This window comes from Streptomyces sp. DF42, assembly GCF_058267695.1.
The window spans coordinates 5654730-5680003 of record NZ_CM177859.1 but is presented as its reverse complement, the minus strand read 5'-3'; the positions used below and the strand labels follow the sequence as shown (position 1 = coordinate 5680003).

The following is a 25274-nucleotide window of genomic DNA, read 5'->3' as shown; positions in this document are numbered from 1 at the left end:
TACCGCGGGTTAGAACGGCGATCGTACGATGCCCGGATGGGGAGTTGGTGCGGGCCCTCCGGGGGTTTTGCGGTGGGGTTGTGCCGTGGCCTGCCCGTTTGTCGTCTGCGGGATCGTCGTCGCTGGTCGCGCCCACGTGGCGGAACCGCATATCGATACAGCCCCGCGCCCCTGAACGATTGCGCCGTTCCCCCGCGCTCCTGGGGGGGTGTCCGGCGGATCAGGTCGGCTCTTGCGGCCGGTGATGGTGAGGTAGCCCTCCTCGTCCAGCTGCCCGATGTCGCCGGTGGCGAGCCAGCCGTCGACGGTCGCCGGGACGACCCCGCCCGCGCTCAGGTCCCAGTAGCCGCGCAGCACGTGGTCGCCGGCCAGCAGGATCTCGCCGTCGGCCGCGATGCGGACCCTGGTGCCGGGCAGCGGCCAGCCCACCGTGCCCAGGCGGGGCTTCAGGGGCGGGGAGACGGTGGACGCGCCCGTCGTCTCCGTCAGGCCGTAGCCCTCGTAGATCTCGATGCCGGCTCCGGCGTAGAAGGAGGCGAGCCGTCGGCCCAGTGGGGAGCCGCCGGAGATCATGTAGCGGACCCTGCCGCCCATGGCGTTGCGGATACGGCGGTAGACGAGCGGGTCGTAGAAGGAGCGGGCCGCCTTCAGTGAGGCACTCGGGCCGGGGCCCGTGCCCGCCTTGCCGGCCTCCTTCGCCTCGCCGTAGCGGCAGGCCACGCCCACCGCGCGGTCGAAGGACGTGACCCGGCCACCGGCCTCGGCCCTCGCGCGGGCCACGTTGAACACCTTCTCCAGCATGTACGGGATGGCGACCAGGCAGGTCGGCCGGAAGCTCGCCAGGTCGGGCAGCAGTTCCTCCGACTTCAGGCTCGGCGCGTGCCCGAGGCGCACCCGGGCGCGGATACAGGCGACCGCCACCATGCGCCCGAAGATGTGCGACATCGGCAGGAAGTGCAGGACCGCGGCCTCCTCGCTCGTGCGCGCCCGGAACACGGGATAGAGGAGTTCGACAGCGTTGTCGATCTCCGCGAAGAAGTTGCCGTGCGTGATCGCGCAGCCCGTGGGGCGGCCGGTGGTGCCCGACGTGTAGACGACGGTGGCCAGGGTGTCCGGGCCGAGCATCCCGCGCCGTACGGCCACCTCCTGGTCCGGCACCTGTGCGCCGTACTCGCCCAGGCGCTCCACATGGCCCCTCTCGATGACCCACAGGTGCCGCAGGTCCGGCACCCGGTCGAGTTCGGGGCCCAGGGTCGCGGCCTGCGCGGCGGTCTCCGTGACGAGCGCGGCGGCGCCGGAGTCCTGGAGGATCCACCGGGCCTGGAAGGCGGAGGAGGTGGGGTAGATCGGCACGGTGACGAGGCCCGCGGCCCAGGCGGCGAAGTCGAGGAGCGTCCACTCGTAGACGGTCCGTGCCATGACGGCGATGCGGTCCCCGGGGGCCAGCCCCTCGGCGATCAGGCCCTTCGCCACCGCCAGTACCTCGTCGGCGAACCCGGCCGCCGTCACGTCCGACCACCGGCCCGACTCGGTCCTGCGGCTGAGGACGTTGTCGCCGGGGGCGATGCGCGCGTTGTCGAAGGGCAGGTCGGCGAGCGAACCGTGCGTCAGCCGCGGGACGAAGGGCGGTACGGAGACCTCGCGCACCTTTCCGTCCTGCCGCAGGAGTTCGGGCTCCACGAGAACCGGCGTGCCGTCGTACGTCGTGGAGTGGACCGCCACCGGTGTGGACGGGTGCGAGGTGGACACGGGCGATCCCAGAGGTTCAACGGAGGTGCCCTGCACGAGAGTTGCCGCAGGTCAGGGGAGGAGATCGTACGGCGCTCGCGTGATGAGGCGGTGGAAGTCCGGCGATTGTCCGGCGGTGGGGATGCGTCGGGGATGTGCAATCTCGTGGCTTTTCTTGCCGATAGCGCCCTACCGGGCGGTATGGTGAGCGATTTTCACCTTCTGGCCTCTACTTACCTCGGGTAACCTGACTTTGGAGTAAGTAGACCGTCCGCGTGGGGAGTTATGGACATGGCCGACCGCTATCTGCCGTGGAGGTCCAGAGGGCACGGGGTGACGGCCGACGCGGTCGCACCCGGCTTCATCGAGACGACCATGACGGCGGCCGTCCCGCTGTTCATCCGTGCGGCGCGGCGCCGGATGAACTCCCTTGCCCAGGGCGGCCTTCCGGCGGACGCCGCCGAGACCACGGCCTGGCTCGCGCTCACGGCGTCGGGTGCGGTCAACGGTCAGGTGGTACGGGTCTGCGGCCAGAGTCTGCTGGGGGCGTGATGTCGGTGTCCGTCGTCCTGCCCGGTGCCCCCGCGCTCGGTCCCCTGCTCGCCCGCGGTGCGCTGCTGTCCCCCTTCAAACGCCCGCGCCCGGACGCCGAGTTCCCCCGCGACCGGCTCGTCCTGCCCGGACTGCGCATCGACCTCTCGCGGCTCGCGGCGTACGAGCGGGTCTGCGGCTTCGCGACCGGCGACGACGCGCTGCCGCTCACCTATCCGCATGTGCTGGGCTTTCCGCTGGCCATGCGGCTGATGAGCGACCGGGGCTTCCCGCTGCCGCTGCTCGGTCTCGTCCACACGTCGATCGCGATCACCCGGCGGCGGGCGACGGCGGCCACCGGGGCGTACGAACTTGCCGTGTACGTCGTCCGGCGTCCGCCTTACCGCGTGACAGGTGTCATGGTTCCGGCGTGGGGGGCGGCGCCCACGGGCGCCCTTCCATGAGGTTGCCCAGCCCCGCCCAGGCGAAGTTCATCAGGGTGGCCGCCGCCTGGCGGGCCGTGGTGGCGGGGGTGGCGTTGGCCCAGGCGGCCAGCGACTCGGCGGCGCCGACCAGGGCCTCGGCAAGGCCTGCGACCTCACGCTCGGGGAGGTCGGGGTCGCGGTGGGCCTCCCGGGCCGCGACCACGATCAGCTCCGTGACGAACGCGACGATCTCCTCGCGCATCGCGGTGACCTCGGCCGCGAACGGTTCGCGGGTACGGGCCTGGAGGTGCAGCACCGCCCAGCCGTCCGGGTGCTGCCCGGTGTGCGTGAAGAACGCCCGCAGCCCTTCCCAGAGTTGGCGGTCGGCCGGCACGTCGGGCCGTACGCCGGCCCGGACCGCCTGCACGAGCGCCTTCGCCTCCCGGCGGATGCAGGCGGTGAACAGGTCTTCCTTCGAGTTCAGGTACAGATAGACCAACGGCTTGGACACGCCCGCCAGTTCGGCGATCTCGTCCATCGACGCGGCCATGTATCCGCGCTGCCCGAAGGTCCGCACGGCGGCGTCGATCATCTGCTGCTCACGGACCGCGCGCGGCATCCGCTTGGTCTTCACGGCACCCATGGGGCAAGGGTAATTGGGCGGCCGTACTCCCAACCCCCGCGCGCGTAACGACTACGACCGCGAGGTCTGCCCCTGCGCCCGCGCCGCGTCGTCCGCGTCGTCCTCCTGGGCGGCGTTCGCCTCAAGGTTGGCCTTCATCCGGTCGACCCGCTCGACGACCTGTACGGAGGCCCGGTCCCGCTCCTTGCGCAGCACCACGAAGCTGATCGGGGCCGAGATCAGGAGGGACAGCAGGACGACCCACATGCCGTTGGAGTCACCGAGTCCGCGCGGGACGACGCCGGAGTAGACGAGGCCCCAGACGACCACGAGGCAGCCCGCGAAGATCCCGAGGCGCATCAGCGTGTAGCGGAGCATGTCAATCCACTCTTCCGGTTCCAAAAAGGGGCACCGTCCAGTGAAGCACGCCGGGCCTGCGATCTTCGACGGGGGTCGGACGCAGGCGGACGGGGTCGGACAGGGGTCGGACGGGGATCAGGTGAGCGGCAGCAGCATGAAGACGTCGTCCCGGTCGTCGCCGGGAGCGACGCGGATCGCGCCGGGAATGCGGCCGACCTCCTTGTAGCCGCAGGAGCCGTAGAAGCGCTCCAGGCCGTTCCCGCCGCGGCAGGTCAGCCGTATCGCGTCGGTGCCGGGGAAGCCGCGGGCGGCGTCGGCGGCGGCCGCCAGCAGGTCGCGGCCGTAGCCGCGGCCCTGGTGCCGGGGGTGCACCATCACCGTGTACAGCCACACCCAGTGCGTCATCAGCCGATGGGTGTTGAAGCCGAAGAAGGCGGTGGCGGCCACCCGCCCCTCCTCGTCGTGCCCGACCAGGAGCCGGGTGCGCCCCTCGGCCATCCCCACGAAGTGCCTGACCAGCTCGGGACGTATCTCCTCGCGCGCCACGGGCGGCACGAAGCCCACGGAGCCACCGGCGTTGGAGACGTCGGTCCACAGGTCGAGGATGCCGTCCCGCAGGACGGGGCCGACGGCCGGGTCAAGAGTGAAAGTAAGGGACACCGCGCCATAGTACGGATTACCTACAGCAGGCGCGCCGCCACCTCGAGATCTGAGACGAGGCCCCGGTACGCCGCCTCCCGGTCGTCCGCCCGCAGCACCGACGACGGATGCACGGTCGGCACCAGCCGCTCCCGGCGCCCGTGGATCTCCTCCTCCAGCACCGTCCCGCGCACCTGCGTGACCTTGAACGACGAGCCCAGCAGTGCCTTCCCCGCCGTCGCGCCCAGCACCACGATCAGCTCGGGTTCGACGACCGCAAGCTCGGCGGCGAGCCACGGCCCGCACGCGGCCGTCTCGCGCAGGGTGGGCGCCTTGTGGATACGGCGCTTGCGGGGCTCGGCCCGGGTGAACTTGAAGTGCTTGACGGCGTTGGTGACGTAGGCCTCGGAGGGGTCGATGCCGGCCTCTTCGAGCGCCCGGTCCAGCAGCTTCCCCGCGGGACCGACGAACGGCCTGCCCCGACGGTCCTCCTGGTCGCCGGGCTGTTCGCCCACGAGCATGACGCGCGCGTGGGCGGTGCCCTCGCCGAACACCGTCTGCGTGGCGTCCCGGTGCAGGGGACAGCCCCGGCAGTCGGCGGCGGCGCGCCGGAGGGCGGGGAGACCGCCGCGGCCGGGGAGGAAGGGCTCGGCCGTGTAGGCGTCCTCGGGCGCTGTCGTACGAGGGCTCACGCCCGCCGGGTACCCCCGCGCCCCGAAGGACTCACACCCGCATCGGCTGCGGCGCCTCCCGACGCGACGCGTCCGGGCCGTCGTACTCCCTGATGATCTCGTACCGCGTGTTCCGCTCCACCGGCCTGAAGCCCGCGTCCCGGATGAGGTCCAGGAGGTCTTCGCGGGTCAGCTTGTTCGGCGTGCCGTAGTTGTCGGCGTCGTGGGTGATCTTGTACTCGACGACCGAGCCGTCCATGTCGTCCGCGCCGTGCTGGAGGGCGAGCTGGGCGGTCTGGACGCCGTGCATCACCCAGAAGACCTTGACGTGCGGGACGTTGTCGAACAGCAGCCGGGAGACCGCGAAGGTCTTGAGGGCTTCCGCGCCGGTGGCCATCTGGGTGCGGGCCTGCAGCCGGTTGCGTACCTTGCCGTCCTTCAGGTCCACGAAGTCGTGCTGGTAGCGCAGCGGGATGAAGACCTGGAAACCGCCGGTCTCGTCCTGGAGTTCACGCAGCCGCAGGACGTGGTCGACGCGGTGACGGGGCTCCTCGATGTGGCCGTACAGCATGGTGCACGGGGTCTTGAGACCCTTCTCGTGCGCCAGGCGGTGGATGCGCGACCAGTCCTCCCAGTGGGTGCGGTGGTCGACGATGTGCTGCCTGACCTCCCAGTCGAAGATCTCCGCGCCGCCGCCCGTGAGCGACTCCAGGCCCGCGTCGATCAGCTCGTCCAGGATCTCCGAAGCCGACAGACCGCTGATCGTCTCGAAGTGGTGGATCTCGGTGGCCGTGAACGCCTTGAGCGAGACGTCCGGCAGGGCGGCCTTCAGCTCCCGCAGCGAACGCGGGTAGTAGCGCCACGGCAGGTTCGGGTGCAGGCCGTTGACGATGTGCAGCTCGGTGAGGTTCTCGCCCTCCATCGCCTTGGCGAGCTTCACCGCCTCCTCGATGCGCATCGTGTACGCGTCCTTCTCGCCCGGCTTGCGCTGGAACGAGCAGTAGGCGCAGGACGCCGTGCACACGTTGGTCATGTTGAGGTGGCGGTTGACGTTGAAGTGGACGACGTCGCCGTTCTTGCGCGTGCGCACCTCGTGCGCGAGGCCGCCGAGCCACGCCAGGTCGTCCGACTCGTACAGCGCGACGCCGTCCTCACGGGTCAGCCGTTCACCGGCCCTGACCTTCTCCTCCAGCTCGCGCTTGAGCCCGACGTCCATGCCCACACCTCTCTCCGACGACCCCCGCAGAAACCACTTCGACAACCGTACGTCTACGCCTCTTCCGGCAGCTCCCCGACCCGGTTCTCCCACTTCGTGGAGAGCACGATGGTGGTACGGGTCCGGGACACGCCCTTGGTGCCGCTGAGCCGACGGATGGTCTTCTCCAGCCCGTCGACGTCCGGGGAACGCACCTTGAGCATGTACGAGTCGTCGCCCGCGATGAACCAGCAGTCCTCGATCTCGCTGAGGTCCTTCAGCCGGGCGGCCACGTCCTCGTGGTCGGCCGCGTCGGACAGCGAGATGCCGATGAGGGCGGTGACGCCGAGGCCGAGGGAGGCGGAGTCGACGGTGGCGCGGTAGCCGGTGATGACGCCGGCCGCCTCCAGCCGGTTGATGCGGTCGGTGACGCTGGGTCCCGACAGACCGACGAGGCGCCCCAGCTCCGCGTAGGAGGCCCGGCCGTTCTCCCTCAGGGCCTGGATGAGCTGCCTGTCCACCGCGTCCATGCGATCGAAGCCTTCCGCTGAAGAGTTCCCGAAGTGATGAGAGGTGAGAGGTACTGCTACCGGCCCGGTGCGCCGCCGCCCAGTTCGCCCTTCCACCGCCGGTAGAGGCCGTGCTCGACGCCCGCCGCGTCCAGCACCCGTCCGGCGACGAAGTCCACGAGGTCCTGGATGTGGGTCGCCCCCGCATAGAAGCCCGGTGAGGCCGGCACGACACTCGCGCCGGCGTCGTCCAGGGTGACGAGATGGCGCAGGGTCTGGCCGCTGAGCGGGGTCTCTCGTACGGCCACGACCAGCGGGCGGCGCTCCTTCAGGGTGACACTCGCCGCCCGCTGCAACAGGTCCTTGGAGAGGCCGAGCGCGACACCGGCGACGCAGGCCGTGGAGGCGGGCACGATCAGCATGCCCTTGCTCGGATACGACCCCGAGGACGGGCCGGCGGCGAGATCCCCCGCGCTCCAGTGCCGTACGCCCTCGATGCCCACCGGAAAGGTCCCGGGCTTTCCGTCGGCGCCCCGGGACAGCCATTCGCGCAGGTCGTCCTGCCAGTGGGCGTCCCGGAAGGGGATCCCCGTCTCGTCCAACAGGGTGAGCCGCGAGGCCCGGCTGACCACCAGGTCCACGCTCTCGCCGGCGTCGAGCAGCGCGCGCAGCACCGAGGCGGCATAGGGGGTGCCGGAAGCGCCGGAGACCCCTACGATCCAAGGCGTACGCGGCGTCTCTCCTGGCTTGACTGGGTTCACGACACCGAGCCTATCCGGCGTCGCGGGATGGGAACCGGCCAAGGGGGTCCGGGCGTTCCCTGGAGGGGACGAGGGAGCAGTGGGGGTGCCATGTCGGGGACGGAGCTCGAGTGGTCGCGCGCGGATCGCGCGAAGGCCGCGGCCAAGCTGATGGTGGGCTGGATCGCGCTGCTGTGGCTGCTGGAAGTGGTCGACGTGGTCAGCGGCCACGCACTGGACGGCCTGGGCATCACACCGCGCGAGCCGTCCGAACTGATCGACGTCGTCCCGGCCGCGTTCATCCACTTCGGCTTCGCCCATGTGGCCGCCAACAGCGTGCCGCTGCTGGTCATGGGCTTTCTCGCGGCCCTGGGCGGTCTGCGCCGGTTCGCCGCGGTGTGCCTGGTCGTCATCGTGGCCGACGGGCTGGGTGTGTGGCTCATGGCCCCGGCGCACAGCAACACGGCGGGCGCCTCCGGCCTGATCTTCGGCCTCTTCGGCTTCCTGCTGGTCAGCGGCTTCGTGGAGCGCCGCCCGCTCGGCGTCGTGGTCGGCCTGCTGGTGGGTGCGGTCTGGGGCGGCTCTATCCTGTTCGGCCTCTCCCCACTGCAGACGGGCGTCAGCTGGCAGGCCCACCTCATCGGCCTGGCGACAGGCGTGGCGACGGCGTTCTGGTTCGGCCGCCGGTCCCGCACCGCCCCGGCGCTCATACGGTGATCCCGCGCACCTTCGGCCTGGCGACGAGCCCGCCAACGGCCTCCTGACTCCGCCGCCCACCCCCACCACCCCGGCGCTCACACAATGAGCCCGCCACACGGTGAGCCCGCGCAGCATCGGCCTGGCGACGAGCCCGGCAACGGGCCCGGCAACGGGCCCGGCAAGGGCGTCGTGGCTCCGCCACCGACCCCCCACCACCCCGGCGCTCACACGGCCAGTCCCGCTACACGGTGAGTCCGCGCACCAGCAGGTCCAGGAGCGCGCAGGCGAACAGGGCGATCCCGATGAAGCCGTTGACGCTGAAGAACGCCCGGTTCAGGCGGGTCAGGTCGTGCGGGCGCACGATGGAGTGCTCGTAGACGAACGCGCCGGCGACGATCATCAGGCCGACCCAGAAGAAGCCGCCCGCGTCCGTCACCACCGCATACCAGACGAAGAGCGCCGTGGTCACCGTGTGGCAGGCCCGGGCGCCCCAGACGGCGGCCGGGATGCCGAAGCGGGCCGGGACCGACAGGACGCCGATCTCGCGGTCGGTCTCGACGTCCTGGCAGGCGTAGATCAGGTCGAAGCCGCCGATCCAGATGCCGACCGCGAGGCCGAGGATCGTGGCGTCCCAGGACCACTCCCCGCTGATCGCGAGCCAGCCGCCGATGGGGCCCATGGCCTGAGCGAGGCCGAGGATGGCCTGGGGGAAGTTCGTGAAGCGTTTCCCGTACGGATAGACCACCATCGGGATCACCGCGATGGGCGCCAGGGCGAGGCAGAGCGGGTTCAGCAGGGCCGCCGAGCCCAGGAAGACCACCAGGGCGATCAGGGCGCCGGTCCAGGCGTGCTTCACCGTCATCGCGCCGGTGACCAGTTCGCGGTGTGCCGTGCGCGGGTTACGGGCGTCGATCTCGCGGTCGATGATCCGGTTGACCGCCATGGCGAAGGTACGCAGGCCCACCATGCAGATGGTGACCAGGAGCAGCCGCCCCCAGTGGATGTTCCGGTCCCACTGGAACATCGCGCTGAGCGCGGCGATGTAGGCGAAGGGCAGGGCGAAGACCGAGTGCTCGATCATCACCAGGCGGAGGAACGCCTTGGTGCGTCCTGGCTGCGGGATCGCGGCGGAGGCGCTGCTCATGAAAGGCCGTACTCCTTCCAGCGGCGGTCGACCTTCGCCGCCGTATCGGGGTCGGACAGGACCATGTCGGGCCAGCCGCCGTCGCGCGTGTAGCCCTCCTCGGGCCACTTCTTCGTCGCGTCGATGCCCGCCTTGCCGCCCCAGAACTGCTGGTAGGAGGCATGGTCGAGATGGTCGACGGGGCCTTCGACGACGCTGAGGTCACGGGCGTAGTCCGTGTTGCCGAGCGCGCGCCACGCGACCTCGTGGAGGTCGTGGACGTCGCAGTCGGCGTCCACGACCACGATCAGCTTCGTCAGGGACATCATGTGTGCCCCCCAGACTGCGTGCATGACCTTCTGGGCGTGCTTCGGGTACTTCTTGTCGATCGAGACGATCGCGCAGTTGTGGAAGCCGCCCGCCTCCGGCAGGTGGTAGTCCACGATGTCGGGCACGATGATCTTGAGGAGGGGGAGAAAGAATCGCTCGGTCGCACGGCCCAGCGGACCGTCCTCCGTCGGGGGGCGGCCTACGACGATCGACTGAAGCAGCGGCCGCTTCCGCATCGTCACGCAGTCGATCTTCAGCGCGGGGAAGGGCTCCTGCGGGGTGTAGAACCCGGTGTGGTCGCCGAAGGGGCCCTCGGGGAGCATCTCGCCGGGCTCCAGCCAGCCCTCGATGACGACCTCAGCCTGCGCGGGCACCTGCAGCGGGACCGTCTTGCAGTCGACCATCTCAATCCGCTTGCCGGCGATGAACCCGGCGAAGAGGTACTCGTCGATGTCGCCGGGGAGCGGGGCCGTGGAGGCGTACGTCACCGCCGGCGGGCAGCCGAAGGCGATCGCGACCGGCAGCCGCTCGCCCCGCCTCGCCGCGACCTGGTAGTGGTTGCGGCTGTCCTTGTGGATCTGCCAGTGCATGCCGATGGTGCGCCGGTCGTGGCGCTGCAACCGGTAGAGACCCAGATTCCGGATGCCGCTCTCCGGGTCCTTGGTGTGGGTGAGCCCGAGGTTGAAGAACGAGCCGCCGTCCTGGGGCCAGGTGAACAGCGCGGGCAGGGCGTCGAGGTCGACGTCGTCGCCGGTGAGGACGACCTCCTGCACGGGGGCCTCCTTCACCTTCTTCGGCGGTACGTGCGTCATCGCGCCGAGCTTCCCGAAGGCCTCGCGGACGCCGACGAAGCCGTGCGGCAGTTCGGGGCGGAGCAGCCCGCCGATCTTCTCGCTGATCTCTCCGTACGACTTCAGCCCGAGGGCCTTGAGCAGCCGTCGGTCCGTCCCGAAGACGTTCATCGCGAGGGGCATCGCGGAGCCCTTCACGTTCTCGAAGAGCAGCGCCGGACCCCCGGACTTCTGCACCCGGTCGACGATCTCCCCGACCTCCAGATACGGGTCCACCTCGACCTTGATGCGCTTGAGGTCACCCTCGCGTTCCAATGCCCTGAGCAGGGAGCGAAGATCGTCGTAAGCCATGCGTCCCAGTATCGCCGAGCCCCTCGGGCATCCGACGCCCGCCCCGCCCGCCGACGCTCAGCCCCGGGCCCGTTCCAGGTCGGCCGCATGGCGCCGCAGCCGATCGCTCACCACACCCGTGGCCAGCAGCACACCGCCGACGGTGGCGAGCGGGGTGGCCAGCACGAGGGCGGTCACGGGCTTGGGCCAGTCGCGGGCGGCGGCGCAGCGCCGCGCGTCCTCATAACCGTTGCGGCCGACGTACACGTCCTCCCGGTCGGCGAAGGCCTGTGCGGTGCAGTCCGTGTTCCCGTACTTCCCGTAGTGCAGCTCGTACGGCCTGAACAGTTGCCAGGCGGCGTAGCCCCACAGGAGCGCAGCCAGGCCGAGCAGGCCGAAACCCCAGCTCCTGAGCCTGTCCGTGCCGGCACGGAAGCGTTCTTCGACGGCTGCCGGATGCAAGGTGTCCTCCCCCGTAGCGTCTGCCGGCAACGGCTGCCGACCGCCTGATCGTGGAGATTTTGCCCACCCGCTACCCTGACCGCGTCACCGGGGCCGCCGAGCGCCCCGTCACCGTCTCCTGGGGGATCGCACCACCATGATCAGGTATCTGCCGTTCCTGCTGGTCCTGGCGCTGTGGATCTATGCCTTCATCGACTGTCTGAACACCCCCGAGGAGCAGGTGCGCGGGCTGCCCAAGGTGGTCTGGGTCGTCATCATCCTGCTGTTCGGTGAGGTGCTGGTCGGACCGATCGCCTGGCTGGTCGCGGGCAAGTACCGCGGGCCCGTCCCGGCCAGCGGCTCCACGCCTTCCGAGTGGCACCGCAACCACCGCGCCGAGTTCGTCGCACCCGACGACAATCCCGAGTTCCTGAAGTCCCTCAAGGAGGACAACAAGAAGGACGAGGCCCTGCTCAAGGACTGGGAGGCCGATCTGCGCCGCCGCGAGGAGGCCCTCAGGCGCCAGGAGCAGGAGAAGCGGGACGGGAAGACGGAGCAGAAGCCCGACGGCGAGGAGTGAGGCGCGGGTACGTGCGAGCGGCGGCGGGCGGTCACGGATCACCGTGACCGCCCGCCGCCGTGTGCTGCGATGTGCTGCGTTGTGCCGGGGATCAGGGGTTGCCGTCACCGCGGCACTGGGTGATCGCGCTGCAACCGCGGGTGTAGGCGTTCGCGGAGGGCGAGTCGAGGGGCGTGTTGTAGTTCCAGCCGGCGTTGGCGTCCGAGGCCGGGTCGTACGCGACGGCCGCCACGTGGTTCGGGTTGGCCACGAACTGGTCGTAGGTGAACGTGGGGAGGTCGTTGAGGAAGCCGCCGCGCCGGTAGTGGGCGGTCATCGTGTAGATGCGCACGCCGATGATCGCGGAGGTCGGGATGTGGTGGGTGTACGCCCACTCGTCCTGGACCTGGTAGGTGTTCTGCATGGCCGCGTCGCCGCGGAGCTGGTCCGGGACGTACATCGCGTTCTGCGCGAAAGTGGGGTCGATCAGGTAGACGTAGCTGTGCCCGGTGATCGTGCCGTTCAGGCAGCGGTACATGAGGAAGGGACCGACGCCCGGAAGAAGGGCGTAGGCCGCGAGCTGTCCGTTGGTGCAGGCGGCGGCGACCGAGTTCCTGGCCAGTTCGACGTTCCCCTGGCTGCTCGCGAAGGACTCGCTCATGCTCAGCGAGCCCGAGGTCGAGATGAACCCACTGTCCATGGCGCCCCCGCCGCCGTGCACGTGGGTCTGGAGGTCGTAGTTCTCACCCCGGGCCGTGAAGCCGGTGTCGAAGACGCCCTGGTTGTTGTCCGCGACCGGCGGGCGGGAGTCGCCGCGGTACAGGGTCGTCGGGAACTCGCGTTGCGGCACGATGTTCTCGTTGTGCAGGGTGGGGCAGGTGCCCCCGTCGGAAGAAGATGCACCCGACGAGGGACCGCCCGCGCAGGGATAGTCGGTCGCCTGGGCGCTCGACAACGGACCGAAGAGGGTGGCGAGCACCGCAAGCAGAGCCGCGGCGACCGTCCCCGTGATGGTGTGTTTGCGAAGTGACATGGCTCAAGACTTAAGAACCCGGGAGTTGAAAGGCAGCCCCCTCCCATCACTGCAATCAATCCCGTCCGCCCCAATCAATCCCGTCCGCCCCGACAAGGTGTACGTCGGCGGGCCCCCCGAAGCGGACGGTGCGCCCCTGTGCCCGGACCGGCCGGAACCGGACACTTACCTCGCATGACGACCGCTCCCGCCGACTCCTCCGGCACCCTCGCCCCCGCATACGGTGACAAGGTCATCGCCGTCGAGACGGCGGGCTCCGAGCCCATCCCCGACGCCGAACGCCATGGCTCCCCGCTCCAGCTGCTGTGGACCTGGGCCTCGCCCAACATCGAGTTCGCGACCGTCTTCATCGGCGTGATCTCGGTGCTGTTCTTCGGCCTGAGCTTCTGGCAGGCCACGGCCGCCATCGTCCTCGGCACCGCGCTGGGCGCGATCACGCAGGGCGTGCTGTCCCTGGACGGGCTTCGGTGTGCCGCAGATGGGGTTCAGGCCGTCGGCTCGTCCCGCAGGACGAGGTCCAGCAGACCCGGGAAGCGGGCCTCGAACTCCGCCCGCCGCAGGCGGTTGACCCGGCGGGGTCCCTCGTCGCGCTGCTCGACCAGACCCGCGCCCCGCAGCACCACGAAGTGATGGCTGAGCGCCGCCTTGCCGACCGGCACGTCGAAGCTTCCGCAGCTGCGCGACCACTCCGCCGAGCCCGCCAGCTCCCTGACGAGGCTGATGCGGACGGGATCGGCGAGCGCGGCGAGCGCGGTCTGGACGGAGACGTTGCCGGGGTGGGTGTGCTCGGGGGCGGCCCGATGACTGGTGCGCTGCGTCATGCGGGGCTCCTTCACGCCTTGCCGAGTGTTCGACGAAAACCATACACTCACTAGTGTTCGCTTTTCATTGAACACTCGAGTCAGGGGTGGTGCGTCATGCGCGCGGTCGAGATCCAGGAGTACGGCGGTCCCGAGGTCCTGAAGGTCGTGGAGGCCGAGGTGCCCGAGCCGGGCTCCGGCCAGGTGAGCATCGACGTGGCGTACACCGGGATCAACTTCGCCGACCTCAAGGCGCGCGGGGAGGGCTACCGGGTGCCGCGGTTGCCCTTCGTCCCCGGGCTCGAAGCCTCCGGGCGGATCCGGGCCGTCGGCGAGGGCGTCACCGGGCTGTCCGTCGGCCAGGAGGTGACCGCCATGACGGAGGGCGGCGCCTACGCGGACGTGGTGGTGGCGAGCGCCTCGGCGGTGTTCCCGGTCCCGGCCGGCATCGATCTGCGTACGGCGGCGACATTGCCGACCGTGCTGCCGACGGCGTACGCCCTGGTGCACGCCGTGGGCCGACTGCAGCGCGGGGAGACGGTACTCGTGCAGGGCGCGGCGGGCGGAGTGGGCACGGCGGTGGGGCAGTTGGCGAAGGCCGCGGGCGCCGGCAGGGTGTACGGGGTGGTGTCGGGCGAGGCCAAGGCCGCCTACGCGCGCGAGTACGGGTACGACGAGGTGTTCGTCGGGGAGTTCACGGACGCCGTGCGGGCCGAGACGGGCGGCCGCGGGGTCGACCTCGCCCTCGACCCGGTCGGCGGGGAGACCCTCCGGTCGAGCCTGGCCTCGCTCGCGGTCTTCGGGCGCCTGGTCTCCTTCGGCAACGCGAGCTCGGCGCCGGCGTGGACCGTGGGGCAGCCCGAGCTGTACCCGAGGGGTGTCTCCGTCGGCGGATTCTCGATCCTGACCCTGGCGCAGACGGCTCCGGGCGAGCTGCGTTCGCTCGCCGAGCTGGCTTTCGCGAAGGCGCTGGACGGCACGGTGTCGTTGCCGGTGACGGCGGAGTTCGGGCTGGAGGAAGCGGCGGAGGCGCACCGGCTGATGGGCACCCGCACGAGCACGGGCAAGCTGCTGCTCAGGGTGAACGCCCAGGTGTATTGATCACGCCCTCGGGCGCCGCGGCAGGCCCGTGTGCCGGGACTGCGTGTCCGAGCCGCGGTCAGCCCTCCGGGTCGGCCTCCAGCCACGTCAGCTGCATGTCGTCGAGGAGGGACTCCGGCGGCCGTCCCGAAGCGTGCGCGTTGATCTCCACCTGCACCGTCGCCCAGCATCCGAGACTCATGACGAGGACGCGCAGGCCCTCCGTGCCGAAGCGCTCCAGGACGTCGTCGGCGCAGTCCAGCGCCTCCTGGGCGACCCGTTCGGCCGGGTAGCTGCCGACCGCCCTGCGCAGCAGGTCGATGGAGAGACGGGAGACCTCCGGGGCGAGGGCGGCCAGGCGCTGGTCCTCTTCTTCGTCCACGCCCTCACCGTAGGCGAAGAGGTCGTTCTCGTGCGGTTTCCACCTGGAATTTGCCTGTTGGTGAAGATCCGGCAAGCGTGCCGACCGAGTCGCCCCGCGACCGTAGTCTTCGGACAGATGACGAACACCGACCACCTCCGCCCCGTCGACCTCGCCCGCCTGGCCGGTGTCTCCACCCAGCAGATCCGCACCTACGAGGACGCGGGCGTCCTTCCCCCGGCCGTCCGTACCGGGTCCGGCCACCGCACCTTCACCGATGCGCACCGGCGCGCGCTGCTGACGTACCGGGCCTTGCTGAAGGGGTACGGACCGGTCGCGGCGACCCGGATCATGCGGACCGTGCACGCCGGGGACACCCCCGGCGCCCTCGCCCTGGTGGATGCCGCGCATGCCGCCCTGCACACCGAGCGGTCCGATCTCCGGGCGTCCGGCGAGGCGTTGGAGGCGCTGGCGCGCGCGGAACCGCAGCCGGCGCCCGGCCCCGGCGGGCTGCGCGTCGGAGAGGTCGCCGCGCTGCTCGGCGTGCGGCCGTCCGCGCTGCGGGTGTGGGAGGAGGCGGGGCTGCTCGCGCCGGGGCGGGAGCGGGGGACCCGGTATCGCACGTACGGCCCGGGGGACGTACGGGACGCCCGGCTGGTCCAGACCCTGCGCCGCAGCGACTATCTCCTCGACCAGATCCGCCCGGTCCTGGAGGGCCTGCGCCGGGAGGGCAGCAGCGAGGCACTGCGGGCGGCGATCACCGCACGCGGCCAGGCGCTGACGGAGCGGACGCGGGCGATGCTCGAAGGGGCGGGGATGTTGTACGAGTACCTCGCGGCCGACTTCTCCTGATCGCCAACGCCCCTTCCGTGACCGTACAGTTGACGGTCCATCCGGCAGGAGTGGGACATCATGGTGAGGTTTCTCCGCTGGTTCCGAAGCCAGGACACCGGGGTGAAGGCGGCGCTCATCACGCTCACCGGCACGCTGACGGCGGCCCTGATCACGGCGACGGTGACGCTGGTCGTCGCGCTGAACCGCCCGCCGACCGCGAGCGGCACGCCCTCACCCGCGACGCCGCCCCTGACGACGCCCGCCTCCGAAACCCCGGCCCCCGGCCCCACGACGGCCCCCTCCCGCCCGGACCCGCCCGAGCCGACGACCGCACCGCCGTCCACGCCCCGGGAGACCTCCGCCCCGGCTTCGGCCCCGGCCCCCGCCCCGACCGCGGAGAGCCGGGTGCGCTGGCAGGGCTCCCTGCGACTGGACGGGACCGCGGGTGTGCGGGGCTGGTTCCTGGACGACGCACCGCCCGACCGGGCCCCCGTGGGCGACCTCGCCGTCCAGGGAGCCGCCCAGCTCTACGGCGCCTACGCCCTCGTCCGCTGGACCGACTCCCGGCCGCCGACGCGGGCGCAGTGCGCCACGCTCCTCAACACCCGGCTGGGGCAGCAGTCGTTGGACGTGCAGAAGGGCGACCGGGCCTGTGTCGGCACGGAGAACCTGCGGGTCGCCGCTGTCGAGGTGACCGGCATCCCGGACCCCGACCACATCGACCTCGCCGTGACGGTGTGGCAGCGCGCATGACACCGCACGCGACCGGCGCCCCCTTCAACAGCCCTCTTCAGCCGGCCCGTTCAACCAGCCCCTTCAACCACTCCCTCCAACTGGACAATTCGCGGGGGATTTTGACACCGTGAACCGCACCGGCCCGTATTCGAACACGTGGCCGATGACGCCTTCGGGAGGCCCGTCGTGTCGCTCGACTTCCATGCCTCGCACAGCACCTTCTCCGACCCCGGCGATCTCGCCCGCCTCTACGCCGACCTGCCGCGCGACCCCGCCCAACTCGCCTGTATCTCCCGGAACTTGCTCATCCACCGCCTGGAGGGCGAGCTCTTCGGCCACGCCCACCCCACCGACCGCCTGCACAACGACGCCGAGACCCGCTACGTCGACGGCATCCTGCGGATCCTCGTCGGGCGCAACGACGCACCGCTGGACCGGCGGCGCGAGGTGGGCGACCGGTTCGTCGGGATCTGCCGGGACTTCTCGCTGCTGCACTGCTCGCTGCTGCGGCACGCGGGCGTCCCGGCCCGCATCCGGATCGGCTTCGCCGACTACTGGGGGTCCGACGGCTTCCACGGCGATCACGTCGTCACCGAGTACTGGGACGAGGAACGCGGCTGGCTGTTCGCCGACGCCCAGCTCGCCGACCCCTTCGTCACCGACCACTGGAAGGTCGACTTCGACCCCATGGACGTACCGCGCGACCGCTTCCTCGTCGCGGGTGAGGCATGGCGGGAGATCCGCGAGCGCGGCGCGGATCCGGCGACCTTCGGACTGCACGGACCCGAGGAGGGGCCGTTCTGGGGCGAGCGGTACGTGTCCGGCAGCATCCGGCTCGACCTCGCGGCGCTGAACAAGGTCGAGACCCTCCTGTGGGACGTGTGGGGAGAGGCCGAGGGCGAGCCCGGGGAGCCCCTGCCCGAACCGGCCCGCGCCTTCTACGACCGGGTGGCCCCCGTCGTGAGCGGCGACGTGTCCCTGGCCGCGGCACGGCGGCTGTTCGCCGAGGACGACACCCTGCGCACCCCGAGGACGGTGACGAGCTACGCCCCCTTCAACGGACCGAGCCTGGTCACCCTCCGCTGAGCCATCACGGGGTGCCGGTAAGAATGCTGTCACCAGCCGCAAACGGCGGTGATCTTGCGACGGGGTCACCCGTGTGGGTGAGTCCTGGGCCGTACGGCTGCGGTGGGTCTGCGACGACGATCGGAGATCGTGGCCCGTACTCCGTTGGATCTGGACGAACTCGTCGAGCACTGGACGCTGTTGAAGGACGAGCAGGCGCTCGTGTCCGGCAAGCGCGGTGCGACGAGACTGGGCTTCGCCGTGCTGCTGAAGTTCCATACGCAGTATGGCCGGTTTCCCCGGAACCGGGCAGAGCTGCCCGGTGAGGCCGTGGAGTTCGTCGCCCGGCAGGTGCAGGTTCCTGCCTCGGAGCTGGAGTCCTACGACTGGACGGGCCGTACGGTCGAGTACCACCGTGCGCAGATCCGGGAGCACCTCGGTTTCCGTGAGTGCAGCGTCGCGGACGCGGAGAAGCTGACGGCGTATCTGGCCGAGCACGTCGCGCACAAGGAGCGCAGGCCCGAGCAGGTCCGGGTGGAACTGCTGGTGCGCTGTCGCGAGGAGAGTATCGAGCCGCCCACCTCGGGCCGGTGCGACCGGATCGTGGGGGCCGCTTTGCGTGCGGCCGAGGAGTCACTGACTGCCCTGGTCTCCTCACGGCTGACCGTGGAGAGCATTGAGCGGATCGTGGCTCTGGTGGCCGGCGCCGACCAGGACGACGCCGGACCCGCGAGTGGCGGTACGGAGGGCGAGGACGCGCCGCCGGTGCTGGCGAAGGTCAAGGAAGCGCCGGGCAATGTGAGCCTGGAGACGATGCTCACCGAGATCGACAAGCTCCTGGCGGTGCGGGCGATCGGTCTGCCACGGGATCTGTTCATCGACGTTGCGCCGAAGGTCGTGGCGGGCTGGCGGGCGCGGGCTGCGGTGGAGTCGCCTTCCCATCTGCGGACGCACCCGGTGGCTCTGCGGGTGAGCTTGCTGGCCGCGCTGTTGCACGAGCGGGAGCGGGAGATCACCGACACGCTGGTGGAGCTGCTGATCTCCACGGTGCACCGGATCGGGGCGCGGGCGGAGAAGAAGGTCACCGAGCAGCTCATCAACGCGTTCAAGAAGGTGTCGGGCAAGGAGAACATCCTCTTCAAGCTCGCCGAGGCGTCGCTCGGCACCCCGGAGGGGACGGTGCGGCAGGTCGTGTTCCCGGCGGTGTCCGGGGGCGAGGCGACGCTGCGGGAGCTGGTGCACGAGTTCAAGACCCGGGGGCCGGTCTACCGGCGGACGGTGCAGACGACGCTGAAGGCGTCGTATACCAACCACTACCGGCGCGGGCTGATCAAGCTGCTGGACGTGCTGGAGTTCCGTTCCTCCAACCATGCTCACCGGCCGGTGATCGAGGCGTTGGCGCTGGTGGCGCGGTACGCGAACGCGGGGAACACGACGTACTACCCGCTGGGCGAGACGGTGCCAGCCCACAAGGCGATGGGTGGGGACTGGGCGGAGGTCGTGCACCGTGCCGACAAGCGGGGCCGGCGCCGGGTGGTGCGCATGGTCTACGAGGTTGTCGCCTTCCAGGCCCTGCGCGATCAGCTCAAGTGCAAGGAGATCTGGGTGGTCGGCGCCGACAAGTGGCGCAACCCGGACGAGGACCTGCCGCAGGACTTCGAGGCGAGGCGGGCGGAGAACTACAGGGAGCTGCGCAAGCCGCTGGACGCCGCGGTGTTCGTCGACGAGCTGCGCGAGCAGATGACGGCCGAGCTGGCCCTGCTCAACGACGGGATGCCGAAGCTGTCCTGGCTGGACATCGCCGAGCGGAAGTCCGGGGCGATCCGGCTGACGGCGGCCGAGGCCCAGCCCGAGCCGCGCAATCTGCGCAGGATCAAGGCCGAGGTACAGAGGCGGTGGGGCATCGTGCCGCTCGTCGACATGCTGAAGGAAGCGGTGCTGCGGACCGGCTGCCTGGACGCGGTCACCTCCGTCTCCGGCGGCGGCAGCCTCTCGCCGGAGGTGCTTGCCGAACGGCTGCTGCTGGTCATCTACGCGTACGGCACGAACACCGGGATCAAGGCCGTGGCGTCCGGCGGCCACGGCCACACCGAGGACGAGCTGCGGTACGTGCGGCGCCGGTACCTGTCGGCAGAGGCCGCCCGCGCCATCGCCATCCAGATCGTGAACGCCACCTTCACCGCCCGCAGCACCGAGTTGTGGGGACAGGGCTCGACCGCGGTCGCCTCCGACTCCACGCACGTCCGCGCATACCCCGTCCGCCCCCTGATACGGAGAGCCTTCTCGTGTATTGGTGCGGCCTGCCCACAACCGCCCGCCATGCGCGTAGCGACGCCGCGAGAGGCCGCACTGACCCTGCCGGCCTGCTCATCCGTGGAAAAGCCATGCGTTCCCTGCACGGTGTCATACCGTCACGACGCGTTGTGTGCTCCCATAGTTGGCGTGGCGTTGGCGACACGGGAGTCATGCTGGAACACGCGCCGCCTTCGAAGTGCCACCGGCCCGCTGTGTCGTCAACGTTCACCACGCTCAGCTGACCCACTGTCGGATTCGATGAGATGCGGCATCCCCGATATCAGTTCCGTCCGCCTCCGCCTATTCCAACAGGTGCGCCTTTCTCATCTTGTCAAGAAGTGCGTTGAAATCTTTTTTCAGCTGGTCAATGTCAGTCGCATTCGAGTTCGTCTGTTTTTCCGCGCGCTGTGGAAGCGGTTCAATGCACCATTTGTTTGCGGGATCATCCAAGTCATAGAGCGTCTGCCAAACTAGGTGCTTGTCGTTAGTCACGCTTCCAACGCTCTGGGCGTGGTTGTCCCAGGGATCCAGATCACCGGAGACATTGAGCTTCGGTTCCAACGGGCCACCGGCGATGTAGGCGGTCAGCCGATACAGGAAGCCATTGGGCTGCGTCGGCCTGACGGTTTGCCCTATGGGGTAGTGCGTCCGAGGAACCCAGTCAATACAACCAGAATTCGTTGACTCCCTTGACCCCCTTCCACACGCAGCCTTCACCGCCCACCCGATCGGGCCGCCTCGGCGCGTTGCATTATCGACGGCATTGAGGATCAGATCACCCGGTAGGTAGAAGTTGCAGCTACCCACACGGATATTGAAGGGATCCCCGTTAGGAACAACACAGATTCGCCGCTCACCGTAGAGGTAGTTTCCAATCCAGGCTTCCGGAAGCATCAGCGCGCCGGGACGCGGACCGTTTTCGTACGCGGTTTGATAGTACGTATGGAACTGCCCATTACTCAGAAGGGACGTTTCTATCCTGCCCTTGAGAGGGTCACGAGGATCGAGAGGGTTGTCACGATCCGGAGCTGGCAGGACTTCGGTACGGAAGAGGGAATCTCCCGCGTCTTTCAACTTGCCGTCCACCGTCGTAGACTGAAAGTCCTGAATGATCAGAGAATTTCCATTATTTCCGAGGGTGTTGGACGTTACGACCGTGGGCTCCAGTTTACCCAAGCACAGCCATGTCACACCGGTATCTTGTGTGCCATCTTGTGTCAGGCTCCCTTTCGTTGTGTTCCAATCAGGCTCACGATTAGGGTGGGCAGAATCTGTGCCAATAGTACGCCCGGCAGTTTGCGCTTCATATCGATATCCTTGCGCTTTGGAAGGATTCCCGTTGCGTAGAATCCCGCCCGTCCTCAGCTCGCCCTTGTCGATGTCGATCCCACCGGAGACGTTCCGATACAATTGCACTTTGGAAAAGTTATTTGTCACTTTCAGGACAGAGGGTCCAGGTCCTCCTCTGACGGCGCCATAGCCCCAGTACGTTGAGTCCGGGGTGATATCCATGTCCCCTCCGACTACAGCGGTATGCCCATCCCCCTTGAATACCGCTGGTGCATCCACTTCGGCGTAGCAACCGACGTACACGGACCACGCGGCATCGTGGTCGGAGCTGATGTTTCGGTGTTTGTTTGCTGCGGTGTGACACGAAACGAAGGTGCAGCCAAGGTATGACTCGTCGTGAATTCCATCACGCCCATTATCTGTGGCGGAAACATTCATGACCAGCATGGAATTGGTCTCATCTTTACCCACACTGCCGATGTCGAGCCCATGTTGGCCATTGCCATAGATAAGGCAATCACGTATCTGCGTGAGGTTGGCATTTACTTGCGGCGTGAAGCCAGGCGCATCGCCTGCGTATATCGTTATTCCGTTGCGCCTGAAGCCAGCTATCCGCACCTTCTCGATCCACGTGCCGCCCGCCAGAACTCGTACGCCATCCATCTGCGGAGTCTGGTAGAGATCGGAATCGTCGGTACCCCTCCTTTGTAGGGGTTTCGACTCGAGGGTGAACTGGCGCAGCACAGCATAGTCAGCACGACCGCGATCGGGCGATCCGGTCCCGATCGAAAAGCCCGTCAGGGCAATTGCGCAATAAACTGTCTCTCTCGCGCCTGTTGCTCCGACTTGACCGATACTACCTCCGATACCCGGAGGGTCATGTTGGGGTGGATTAGTCCTGGTGGAAAGGTTGAAATCGCCGCCTTTAACATCCGCGATTATTCGGGAAGTTCCTCTGAAGCCGAAGCCGGCTCCCTCCAGAATGCAGCCGTTCGAGACGACAAGAGGCTTCTTAATCACGTAGTCGCCCGGAGGAAGGTAGACGACTTTGCCGTCGGACAACGGGCTATCCGTCATCTTTCCGAGTCGCATTGCGCAGTCCAGGGCATCTTGGAGCGCGTCCGTGTCGTCGGGGTGCTCGGCCGTTCCATCCCCTGCCGCTCCGAAATCAAGCACGTCAGCCGCGTGTCGCGGCGGGGCCGGATTGTCACCATGCCCGAAGCGTCACAGTCACCGATCCAATTCGGAGCGCTGATGCAGTCTTTTTTTGTCGGATCGTCAGCGCGCACGGCGTTAGCGCGCACGAGTTTTCCCGAACTGTTGACGCCAACCGCGCCAGGCTTTCCGGGGCCCAGGCCGCCGAAAGCAACGTCGCCTATTCGGAAAACGACACCGCCTATTTGAACATCGACCTTCGCCCTGGCGGCCGCCGTCTGCAGAGCAATCCCAAAGAACGGAAGGGTATGCAACGTCTGCAACGTCTCGTCGCTGGGGGGGTTGTTGCTCTGCGGGACAGCAGGGGCGACTGCAGGGCTGACGGCGGTGACCGGTGATCCGGGGGTGGTCGGTGATTTGGTGATGCGGACCGCCTGGCCGGCTGTGACCTTCTGTGCGGCTTGCATGGTCACAATGACGATGTCCATCGGAACTTCTCTTCCGTTGAGACTTCGTTGGCAAACGCAGGTCCAGGGAACACGTCAGTTCCGGGAGCGGCCTCAGCGGCGGCCGGGCGCTGGTCCCTGCTAATCGGCGCCGGAGGTAATACTGAATCCTTTATGGGCGCCTCCTCTAAGGATAGGCGCGTCGGGCCGTCCCGGCGATTTCAAGCGGCCTTTGGAGATCGCGCACCACCGCAGGGCGCCCTGGTCCGGGCACCGCAAAGACGACGCCAACGCGCCCATACGCGACGCCCTCGTATCCATGAACTCAGGCCCCTCTCCCACGTCCCGGCGCGAAAGTGATGCTGGTCTTGCCGGTCAGGCGGCGGGCACCGATGGCCAGGTCGCGCCAGGTCGCCATCCCCGCGTGGGAGTTGAGATCCGGGCCGCCTGCTTCGAGCGGTTATTTTCGAAGTCATGTTCGAAAGGGTCGCCGCCGGTGGAGCCGCTGGCCAGCCGTAGCCGCCCGATGTCCTGCCGAGCGGCATACCGCGAGCCGCGTGCATGTGCGTGCTGCCGCCCGGCAGTTCAGGCGACCCGCGGCATGAGGTAGCCGTGGGTGATGTCACGGCCTTCGGGGAGCTGGGACTTGCGGCGGGAGGCAGAGGAACGCGTCACCCGGGCAAGTGATTCTGCCGTTGCAACGGTGACCTCTGGCCTGCCTGGGCTCCGCAGTCTGGGCCCCTGCGCACCACGGCCAGCTTCGACGACGTGATACGCGCGGCGATTGACCTTGGCGGTGACACGGACACCGTCGCCGCGGGCAAAGACCTCGCGGGGGCGTACTACGGGCTGGATGCAATCCCCGCCCACTGGCCCCAGCTGCTCCATGTCCCCTGCCAGGATTCGACGGACGAGTGCTGTACCTGGCAGATCTGCTCCACCCTGCACGCTGCCTCGAAAGCTGAACCGGGTCTTGCTCATCAATCGACTGATTGATGAGCAAGATCGGTAAGTGGCGGCGCGCGACCGGATCGACGCCGGATCATGCCCATAAAACGGTGTCAGAAAGTCGATGTGCTCAAGAACTTGAGGAGCGCCCTTTTCTGTACGATCCGTACGGCCGGAACGGGGGCGAGGAGATCGGCGGCGTCGTCGTCCTGGGGTGGCTGCACCTGCCAGGACCGGCAGCCTCGTGGGATACGCACGCGTGTCCACCAAAGGGGCAGTTGCTCGACCGGCAGATCCAAGCACTCAACACAGCGGGCTGCATCCGGATCTTCTCCGACAAGAAGTCCGGCAAGAACGCCGAACGCGAGGAACTGTGGAAGGCCCTCGACTACCTGCGCGAGGGCGACACCCTCGTCGTCCCGTCGCTGGACCGGCTCGGCCGTTCCATCCAGGACCTCATCGCGATCGTGTCCGGCCTGCGCAAGCGTGGCATCGGCTTCACCTCGCTGAACGAGGCGCTCGACACGACCACGCCCGGCGGGCGCCTGGTCTTCCACGTGTTCGCGGCCCTGGCGGAGTTCATCCGCGAACTCATCGTCCAGGGCACCAACGAGGGCCTGGACGCCGCCCGTGCCCGTGGCGTCCGGCTCGGCCGCCCGCCGGCGATGACGGAGGAGCAGGTACGTCACGCCCGCGACCTGCTCGCCCGCCCGGAGAACACCGTCACCTCGATTGCGAAGCTCCTCGGCGTCTCCAGGAACACGATCTACAACTACGTGCCCGAGCTGAAGGGCGGTCGCCTCGCGCTCGCTGAAGCGACGAGCACGCCGGAACTGCCCCAACCCACCAGGTCCGGGGACTGATCACGACCCCGAGGGAGCCCTGAGCTTCGCCCGGAGCGCCATGGAGAACGCCGCAACCCTCCGCACGGCCCCCGTGCCCCACATGCCCTCGCGCAGTGCGCGCGCCCGCAGGGCTGGGTGTTGGAAACACGTACTAGCTCACGCCCTCGGGCGCTGAACCACGCCGCAGCCGAAGCAGACCCAGCTGCCGTCAGTCCTAGCTTTCATAGTGCGCTTGCACTTGGGGCAGGTCACAGACCCCTCCTCCTTCAGAGCTACGCAAACCGGCTAATAATGATGAGTCTGGGTCCATGCTCTATCCAGTCAACGGCCTTGTCTAGGGCGACGAAAAGGACAAGCGCGTACGCGCTCGGCACACCCGACCGCGGTCTATGCGGCCCGCGCGTTCACCGGCGGCGCCCGAACCGGCCGCTGGCTGGCCTCTCGCCCGCCCGGCTACTGCCCCGCCTGCTGCGCGGCCGCACTTGCGGCCCGGTGTTCGTCACCCACCGCTGGCCCGGCCCCGGCAAGGTCGTCGCCCCGCGCGACGTGTGCCCGGACACCGGGTTAGCACGGCTGTCGGCGGCCGGTTCACACGTACGGCCCGCGCGCAAGATCACCGCCGTTTGCGGCTGGTGACAGCGTTCTTACCGGCACCCCATCACGCCGCATTGCCCCGGCGCCGCCGCCACAGCAG

General features: G+C 68.8%; 23 protein-coding genes and 6 pseudogenes. 13 read left to right on the top strand and 16 right to left on the bottom strand.

The genetic code is table 11. The features are described from left to right. Positions 1 to 9 precede the first annotated feature (9 nt). Positions 10 to 1749: an AMP-dependent synthetase/ligase gene (locus tag ACYUED_RS26050; RefSeq protein ID WP_491285544.1), complete on the bottom strand. Its 1740-nt coding sequence runs from the start codon at positions 1747 to 1749 to the stop codon at positions 10 to 12. A gap of 303 nt (positions 1750 to 2052) precedes the next feature. On the opposite strand from ACYUED_RS26050, the pseudogene ACYUED_RS26045 reads away from it, so the two are divergent. Together ACYUED_RS26045 and ACYUED_RS26040 are read left to right on the top strand one after the other, a co-directional pair. Then, a pseudogene (locus ACYUED_RS26045) lies at positions 2053 to 2280 on the top strand (SDR family oxidoreductase); the annotation flags it as partial. Beyond that, positions 2280 to 2646: pseudogene (locus ACYUED_RS26040) on the top strand (hypothetical protein); the annotation flags it as partial. The pseudogenes ACYUED_RS26045 and ACYUED_RS26040, both read left to right, overlap by 1 nt. 30 nt (positions 2647 to 2676) lie before the next feature. Here ACYUED_RS26040 and ACYUED_RS26035 read toward each other — a convergent pair. From ACYUED_RS26035 to ACYUED_RS26005, 7 genes are all read right to left on the bottom strand, one after another. Then, positions 2677 to 3327 carry a TetR/AcrR family transcriptional regulator gene (locus tag ACYUED_RS26035; protein ID WP_491285543.1) on the bottom strand — a complete coding sequence of 217 codons (651 nt, stop codon included), beginning with the start codon at positions 3325 to 3327 and terminating at the stop codon, positions 2677 to 2679. Positions 3328 to 3378: 51 nt separating this feature from the next. After that, positions 3379 to 3684, bottom strand: coding sequence for a DUF4229 domain-containing protein (locus ACYUED_RS26030; RefSeq protein ID WP_491285542.1), 306 nt, complete (start codon positions 3682 to 3684; stop codon positions 3379 to 3381). Positions 3685 to 3801: 117 nt separating this feature from the next. Beyond that, complete coding sequence (locus tag ACYUED_RS26025; RefSeq protein ID WP_491285541.1) at positions 3802 to 4326, bottom strand: GNAT family N-acetyltransferase; 525 nt, start codon at positions 4324 to 4326, stop codon at positions 3802 to 3804. A 20-nt stretch (positions 4327 to 4346) separates the two neighbouring features. Further along, positions 4347 to 4997, bottom strand: a complete 651-nt coding sequence (locus ACYUED_RS26020; protein WP_491285540.1) for a UdgX family uracil-DNA binding protein — start codon at positions 4995 to 4997, stop codon at positions 4347 to 4349. A 31-nt stretch (positions 4998 to 5028) separates the two neighbouring features. Beyond that, the gene (mqnE, locus tag ACYUED_RS26015) at positions 5029 to 6192 is read right to left on the bottom strand and encodes an aminofutalosine synthase MqnE (protein ID WP_491285539.1); all 1164 of its coding nucleotides are present in this window, start codon (positions 6190 to 6192) and stop codon (positions 5029 to 5031) included. 53 nt (positions 6193 to 6245) lie between these two features. After that, on the bottom strand, positions 6246 to 6701 hold the full coding sequence (locus ACYUED_RS26010; RefSeq protein ID WP_491285538.1) for an Lrp/AsnC family transcriptional regulator: 456 nt from the start codon (positions 6699 to 6701) through the stop codon (positions 6246 to 6248). Positions 6702 to 6757: 56 nt separating this feature from the next. Beyond that, a complete protein-coding gene (locus tag ACYUED_RS26005) occupies positions 6758 to 7441 on the bottom strand; it encodes a UbiX family flavin prenyltransferase (RefSeq protein WP_491285537.1) in 684 nt (227 codons plus the stop codon). A gap of 90 nt (positions 7442 to 7531) precedes the next feature. On the opposite strand from ACYUED_RS26005, the gene ACYUED_RS26000 reads away from it, so the two are divergent. Then, positions 7532 to 8137, top strand: coding sequence for a rhomboid family intramembrane serine protease (locus ACYUED_RS26000; protein ID WP_491285536.1), 606 nt, complete (start codon positions 7532 to 7534; stop codon positions 8135 to 8137). Between the two features lie 223 nt (positions 8138 to 8360). Here the strand turns inward: ACYUED_RS26000 and mqnP are convergent, their stop codons facing one another. Genes mqnP through ACYUED_RS25985 form a run of 3 tightly spaced genes read right to left on the bottom strand, consistent with a single transcriptional unit; the run spans position 8361 to position 11155 of the window. Beyond that, positions 8361 to 9263 carry a menaquinone biosynthesis prenyltransferase MqnP gene (gene mqnP / locus ACYUED_RS25995; RefSeq protein ID WP_491285535.1) on the bottom strand — a complete coding sequence of 301 codons (903 nt, stop codon included), beginning with the start codon at positions 9261 to 9263 and terminating at the stop codon, positions 8361 to 8363. Beyond that, positions 9260 to 10714, bottom strand: coding sequence for a menaquinone biosynthesis decarboxylase (locus ACYUED_RS25990; protein WP_491285534.1), 1455 nt, complete (start codon positions 10712 to 10714; stop codon positions 9260 to 9262). Before ACYUED_RS25990 ends, mqnP begins: the two co-directional genes overlap by 4 nt. A gap of 57 nt (positions 10715 to 10771) precedes the next feature. Further along, on the bottom strand, positions 10772 to 11155 hold the full coding sequence (locus tag ACYUED_RS25985; RefSeq protein WP_491285533.1) for a hypothetical protein: 384 nt from the start codon (positions 11153 to 11155) through the stop codon (positions 10772 to 10774). Positions 11156 to 11291: 136 nt separating this feature from the next. Between ACYUED_RS25985 and ACYUED_RS25980 the strand changes: the two genes are divergently transcribed. Further along, a complete protein-coding gene (locus tag ACYUED_RS25980) occupies positions 11292 to 11714 on the top strand; it encodes a PLD nuclease N-terminal domain-containing protein (protein WP_491285532.1) in 423 nt (140 codons plus the stop codon). A gap of 91 nt (positions 11715 to 11805) precedes the next feature. Here the strand turns inward: ACYUED_RS25980 and ACYUED_RS25975 are convergent, their stop codons facing one another. Next, a complete protein-coding gene (locus ACYUED_RS25975) occupies positions 11806 to 12726 on the bottom strand; it encodes a hypothetical protein (RefSeq protein ID WP_491285531.1) in 921 nt (306 codons plus the stop codon). 174 nt (positions 12727 to 12900) lie between these two features. On the opposite strand from ACYUED_RS25975, the pseudogene ACYUED_RS25970 reads away from it, so the two are divergent. Next, positions 12901 to 13134, top strand: a pseudogene (locus ACYUED_RS25970) (cytosine permease); the annotation flags it as partial. Between the two features lie 77 nt (positions 13135 to 13211). Here ACYUED_RS25970 and ACYUED_RS25965 read toward each other — a convergent pair. After that, complete coding sequence (locus tag ACYUED_RS25965; RefSeq protein ID WP_491285530.1) at positions 13212 to 13547, bottom strand: ArsR/SmtB family transcription factor; 336 nt, start codon at positions 13545 to 13547, stop codon at positions 13212 to 13214. Positions 13548 to 13643: 96 nt separating this feature from the next. On the opposite strand from ACYUED_RS25965, the gene ACYUED_RS25960 reads away from it, so the two are divergent. Next, positions 13644 to 14627: a quinone oxidoreductase family protein gene (locus ACYUED_RS25960; protein WP_491285529.1), complete on the top strand. Its 984-nt coding sequence runs from the start codon at positions 13644 to 13646 to the stop codon at positions 14625 to 14627. A 58-nt stretch (positions 14628 to 14685) separates the two neighbouring features. On the opposite strand, the gene ACYUED_RS25955 is transcribed toward ACYUED_RS25960, so the two are convergent. After that, entirely contained in the window at positions 14686 to 14988 is a 303-nt protein-coding gene (locus ACYUED_RS25955; protein WP_491285528.1) for a hypothetical protein, read from the bottom strand. A gap of 117 nt (positions 14989 to 15105) precedes the next feature. Here ACYUED_RS25955 and ACYUED_RS25950 point away from each other — a divergent pair, with 117 nt between their 5' ends. From ACYUED_RS25950 to ACYUED_RS25935, 4 genes and pseudogenes are all read left to right on the top strand, one after another. Then, positions 15106 to 15819 (top strand): MerR family transcriptional regulator, encoded by a 714-nt coding sequence (locus ACYUED_RS25950; RefSeq protein WP_491285527.1) that lies wholly within the window; start codon positions 15106 to 15108, stop codon positions 15817 to 15819. Positions 15820 to 15879: 60 nt separating this feature from the next. After that, positions 15880 to 16554: a hypothetical protein gene (locus ACYUED_RS25945; RefSeq protein ID WP_491285526.1), complete on the top strand. Its 675-nt coding sequence runs from the start codon at positions 15880 to 15882 to the stop codon at positions 16552 to 16554. Positions 16555 to 16722: 168 nt separating this feature from the next. Beyond that, positions 16723 to 17622 carry a transglutaminase-like domain-containing protein gene (locus tag ACYUED_RS25940; protein ID WP_491285525.1) on the top strand — a complete coding sequence of 300 codons (900 nt, stop codon included), beginning with the start codon at positions 16723 to 16725 and terminating at the stop codon, positions 17620 to 17622. 102 nt (positions 17623 to 17724) lie between these two features. Continuing rightward, a pseudogene (locus ACYUED_RS25935) lies at positions 17725 to 19842 on the top strand (DUF4158 domain-containing protein); the annotation flags it as partial. Between the two features lie 354 nt (positions 19843 to 20196). Here the strand turns inward: ACYUED_RS25935 and ACYUED_RS25930 are convergent. Continuing rightward, on the bottom strand, positions 20197 to 22362 hold the full coding sequence (locus ACYUED_RS25930; protein ID WP_491285524.1) for a right-handed parallel beta-helix repeat-containing protein: 2166 nt from the start codon (positions 22360 to 22362) through the stop codon (positions 20197 to 20199). After that, positions 22260 to 22829, bottom strand: a complete 570-nt coding sequence (locus tag ACYUED_RS25925) for a hypothetical protein (protein ID WP_491285523.1) — start codon at positions 22827 to 22829, stop codon at positions 22260 to 22262. The genes ACYUED_RS25930 and ACYUED_RS25925 overlap by 103 nt, the downstream gene beginning before the upstream one ends. Positions 22830 to 23503: 674 nt before the next feature. On the opposite strand from ACYUED_RS25925, the pseudogene ACYUED_RS25920 reads away from it, so the two are divergent. The 3 genes and pseudogenes from ACYUED_RS25920 to ACYUED_RS25910 all read left to right on the top strand — a co-directional run. Further along, positions 23504 to 23752: pseudogene (locus ACYUED_RS25920) on the top strand (ADP-ribosylglycohydrolase family protein); the annotation flags it as partial. A 261-nt stretch (positions 23753 to 24013) separates the two neighbouring features. Then, positions 24014 to 24598, top strand: coding sequence for a recombinase family protein (locus ACYUED_RS25915; RefSeq protein WP_491285522.1), 585 nt, complete (start codon positions 24014 to 24016; stop codon positions 24596 to 24598). 429 nt (positions 24599 to 25027) lie between these two features. Further along, positions 25028 to 25159: pseudogene (locus ACYUED_RS25910) on the top strand (site-specific integrase); the annotation flags it as partial. Positions 25160 to 25274: the final 115 nt, after the last annotated feature.

Bases quoted from the DNA above. Each gene is read 5' to 3' on its own strand.
- ACYUED_RS26035 (WP_491285543.1), bottom strand. From the start codon at position 3,327: ATGGGTGCCGTGAAGACCAAGCGGATGCCGCGCGCGGTCCGTGAGCAG.
- ACYUED_RS26030 (WP_491285542.1), bottom strand. From the start codon at position 3,684: ATGCTCCGCTACACGCTGATGCGCCTCGGGATCTTCGCGGGCTGCCTC.
- mqnE (WP_491285539.1), bottom strand. From the start codon at position 6,192: ATGGACGTCGGGCTCAAGCGCGAGCTGGAGGAGAAGGTCAGGGCCGGT.
- ACYUED_RS26010 (WP_491285538.1), bottom strand. From the start codon at position 6,701: ATGGACGCGGTGGACAGGCAGCTCATCCAGGCCCTGAGGGAGAACGGC.
- ACYUED_RS26000 (WP_491285536.1), top strand. From the start codon at position 7,532: ATGTCGGGGACGGAGCTCGAGTGGTCGCGCGCGGATCGCGCGAAGGCC.
- mqnP (WP_491285535.1), bottom strand. From the start codon at position 9,263: ATGAGCAGCGCCTCCGCCGCGATCCCGCAGCCAGGACGCACCAAGGCG.
- ACYUED_RS25990 (WP_491285534.1), bottom strand. From the start codon at position 10,714: ATGGCTTACGACGATCTTCGCTCCCTGCTCAGGGCATTGGAACGCGAG.
- ACYUED_RS25980 (WP_491285532.1), top strand. From the start codon at position 11,292: ATGATCAGGTATCTGCCGTTCCTGCTGGTCCTGGCGCTGTGGATCTAT.
- ACYUED_RS25975 (WP_491285531.1), bottom strand. From the start codon at position 12,726: ATGTCACTTCGCAAACACACCATCACGGGGACGGTCGCCGCGGCTCTG.
- ACYUED_RS25965 (WP_491285530.1), bottom strand. From the start codon at position 13,547: ATGACGCAGCGCACCAGTCATCGGGCCGCCCCCGAGCACACCCACCCC.
- ACYUED_RS25960 (WP_491285529.1), top strand. From the start codon at position 13,644: ATGCGCGCGGTCGAGATCCAGGAGTACGGCGGTCCCGAGGTCCTGAAG.
- ACYUED_RS25950 (WP_491285527.1), top strand. From the start codon at position 15,106: ATGACGAACACCGACCACCTCCGCCCCGTCGACCTCGCCCGCCTGGCC.
- ACYUED_RS25945 (WP_491285526.1), top strand. From the start codon at position 15,880: ATGGTGAGGTTTCTCCGCTGGTTCCGAAGCCAGGACACCGGGGTGAAG.
- ACYUED_RS25925 (WP_491285523.1), bottom strand. From the start codon at position 22,829: ATGGACATCGTCATTGTGACCATGCAAGCCGCACAGAAGGTCACAGCC.